This window comes from Deinococcus sp. (assembly GCF_030523985.1).
Classification (GTDB): domain Bacteria; phylum Deinococcota; class Deinococci; order Deinococcales; family Deinococcaceae; genus Deinococcus.
In genome coordinates, this window is sequence record NZ_JAUNHK010000174.1 from 1 (window position 1) to 3,180 (window position 3,180).

Genomic DNA, 3,180 nt, shown 5'->3' on the forward strand with positions numbered 1-3,180 from the left:
ACCACCGGCACCTTGGCATGGTGTAGCACGGCTTCGGCGACGCTGCCCAGAATGGCGCGGCCCAGTCCGCTGCGTCCGTGGGTGGTCATCACAATCATGCTGACGCCTTCTTCCTTCGCCACGTCGATGATGGCGCGGGACACCGGGCGGCCCCCCGCCTGCTCGACACGCACCCGCGCTCCCGGCACCCGCTCGGCCAGCAGGCGCTCGGCTTCGTTGCGCTGCTCGACATAGTCCTGCGGGTCGGTGGGCGGAATGTAGCCGAATTCGCCCGCCACCGCCACGTTGGGGTCGGGTTGAATGCTCAGGGCGACGAGTTCGGCCCCCAGCGCGTCAGCCAGGGCGCGGGCGTGCGCGGTGGCTTGCCAGCCCAGGTCGCTCTGGTCGGTGGTCACCAGGATTTTCTTCATGCCTGAGGGTGGGCCGCTGGCGTTACAGAAGTGTTACGGCAAAACGTGTCACGGCCCCCGTGCCACCAGTTCCACGCGGGTGCTGGGCCGCACGTCCTCGCGGGGCGCAATGCTGATGACGGCGGTGCTGTCGCCCCTTTCGCGCAGGGTGGTGAGCAGGGCCAGCAGGTTCCCGATGTCGAGCGCCTGATTGCCGATGTACTCGCCGGGCACGCCACGCAGGGTGAGGTCGAGCACCGTGTCCTGGAGCAGGTCGGAAATCTGAGCCTGCAAGGTGCCCTGGTCGCGCAGGTTGACCGTGGCCTTGCGAATGGGCTGGCCCGCCCGGTACAGCAGGGCGTTGGCGCGGGCGTCACAGGTGAGTTCGAGGGGAAAGCCCATCACGCTGTTCTGGGCGGCGCGGCACACCACGAAGGCGCTGGTGTTCAGGCCGCGCAACTTGGTTTCGAGGGCGACGCGGGCCGGGCGGCTGAGGCGGGCGGCGGGGCCCTCCGAGTTCGCCCGCGCTCCCCGACTGACCGCAGCAGACTCGGCGAATTTGAGGAAGGTGTCGAGGCTGCGAACGGTAGGCACGACCCCGGCGTAGACCAGTTCGTTCTTGGGGTAGGCGAGTTCGGCGGTGCGGCTGAGGCTGAGTTCGCTGCGGGCGGTGGCGTACTGCGCTTGAAGACGGCTCAGGCTCTGCTGGGCCTGCGCGAGGTCGCGGGCGAGGGCGGCGTTGCTGCTCTGGAGCTGCTGCTGCTGGGTTCGCAGCGCCGCGAGGTCCTGGCGCACTTGGTCGCGCTCCTTTACGGCCTTGTCACGGGCCTGGGTCGCCACCTTGCGCTCGGCGAGCAACTGGTCGCGGCTGGCCTGGGCCTGCTGCTGGGCACGCACGGCGGCGTCACGGGCCTGCTGCGCCTGCTGCACCTGGGTATTCAGCGTCTGGGCCTGGGCACGCAGGGCGGCGAGACGCTGCTGGGCTTCACGCGCCTGGGTCTGGGCCTGCCGCTGCACCTGCTGAAGCTGTACCTGGGCTTCCTGCTGGGCCTGCCGCACACTGGCCTGCGCCGCAGCCTGGGCCTGCTGCTCCACGCGCTGGGCCTGAGTCATCGCCGCCTCTGCCCTTTGTTGCACTTGCTGCTGCGCGGCGCGGGCCTGCCGACTGACCTGCTCGGCCTGGGTCGCCTGGGCCTGGGCAGCGGCGGCGCGGGTCTGGGCTGCCTGGGCCGCCGTCTGAGCGGCAGCGGCCTTTTGCTGCAATTCGTCGGTGCGGGCCTGGGCGGCGTCAGCACGGGCCTGGGCATTTTGCGCTTCCTGCTCGGCCTGGGCGCTGCGAAGTTTGAGGTCAAGCACCTGCGCGTCGAGTTCGGCGGCGCGGGCTTCACTCGCCTGCAACTGCTTTTGCGAGGCGGTCAAGCGCTCGCGGCTGGCCTGGGCCTGGGCTTCCAGGGTGCGGCGCTGCTCTCCCAGAGTGGCGAGACGCGTCTGCAATTCGCGGGACTGGGCCACCAGTTTTGCCCCCTCCTGCTGCGCGGCAGCGAGGCCCTGCTGGGCGGTTCGCAGTTCCCCACGGGCAGCCGTCAGTTCTTTGCGGGCGGCTTCGCGCTCCTGCACGGCCTTTTGCGCCTCGCTGCGGGCGGCCTCGCGCTCGGTCTGGGCGGCCCGCAGTTCGCCCTGCACGCTGCCGACTTCCTGGCGTAACGCCTCAATCTGCGGGCGCAACTGGTCGGCCTGGGCGATGGTCTGCACGGCCGAGCGGTTGAGCAGCAAAAAGGCCGCCAGACTCGCCGCGCTGATGCCCATGCCCGACAGCACCGCCACGATTTGGGCCGTCTGCTTGGGCCGCAGCCCGAACCAGCGCAGGTGCTTGCGGCCCGCTTTCTTGGCAATCACGTCGGCGGCGTAGGCCACCACGCCCGAAAGCAGCACCATAAAGGGCAAAAAGAGCCACAGCACGCTTCAGTCTCCCGGCCTTTTACAACTCAAAGTCGTCGCCCAGGTAGTGGCGGCGGGCGTCTTCGTCCTGGGCGAACTCGGCGGGCGTGCCCCCGAACTTGAGTTGACCGTCGAACATCAAATAAACGCGGTCACACAGCGCAATCGTTTCGCGCACGTTGTGGTCGGTGATAAAGACGCCGATGCCCCGGCGGTCACGCAACTCGCGGATGAGGCGCTGAATCTCGCGGATGCTCTTGGGGTCTACGCCCGTAAAAGGTTCGTCCAGCAGCAGGTAATCAGGGTCGGTGGTCAGGGCGCGGGCCAGTTCCAGTCGCCGCCGCTCGCCGCCCGAAAGCTGGTAGGCGTAGGAGCCTGCGAGGTGGGTCAGCCCGAACTCTGCCAGCAGGTCGTCGGCCCGTTTTTCCTGCTCGGCGCGGGAGAGTTTCTGATATTCCAGAATCGCCAGCAGGTTGTCCCGCGCCGTCAGTTTGCGAAACGCACTCGGCTCCTGCGGCAAGTACCCCAGCCCCAGCCGCGCCCGCTCGTGCATGGGCAGTTTGGTCAGGTCTTTGCTTCCCAGCGCAATCTGCCCCCCGCCAGGGCGAATAAACCCGACCACCATGTAAAAGGTCGTGGTCTTGCCCGCACCGTTGGGGCCGAACAGCGCCACGATTTCGCCGGGCGACACCCGAAAATCCACGCCGCGCACCACCTGCCGCTTGCCATAGGTCTTGCTCAGGCCCGTCGCCGTCAGGTCAGGGCGGGTGGGCAGGGGCGCAGAAGCGGCGGGCACGGCGGCAGAGGCAGTCACGGTTTTCAGCGTAGCACGGGCATTTTAGGGGTCTGTGAG

Annotated in this window: 3 protein-coding genes; all 3 read right to left on the minus strand. The window is 68.4% G+C overall.

The window, feature by feature from the left end; genetic code table 11:
- Positions 1-410: universal stress protein (locus tag Q4C89_RS14530; RefSeq protein ID WP_303103338.1), on the minus strand; the 410-nt coding region annotated here is incomplete at its 3' end.
- A 48-nt stretch (positions 411-458) separates the two neighbouring features.
- Positions 459-2,348, minus strand: a complete 1,890-nt coding sequence (locus tag Q4C89_RS14535; RefSeq protein ID WP_303103339.1) for a DUF3084 domain-containing protein — start codon at positions 2,346-2,348, stop codon at positions 459-461.
- 19 nt (positions 2,349-2,367) lie between these two features.
- Positions 2,368-3,141 (minus strand): LPS export ABC transporter ATP-binding protein, encoded by a 774-nt coding sequence (lptB, locus tag Q4C89_RS14540; RefSeq protein ID WP_339095521.1) that lies wholly within the window; start codon positions 3,139-3,141, stop codon positions 2,368-2,370.
- Between the last annotated feature and the right edge of the window lie 39 nt (positions 3,142-3,180).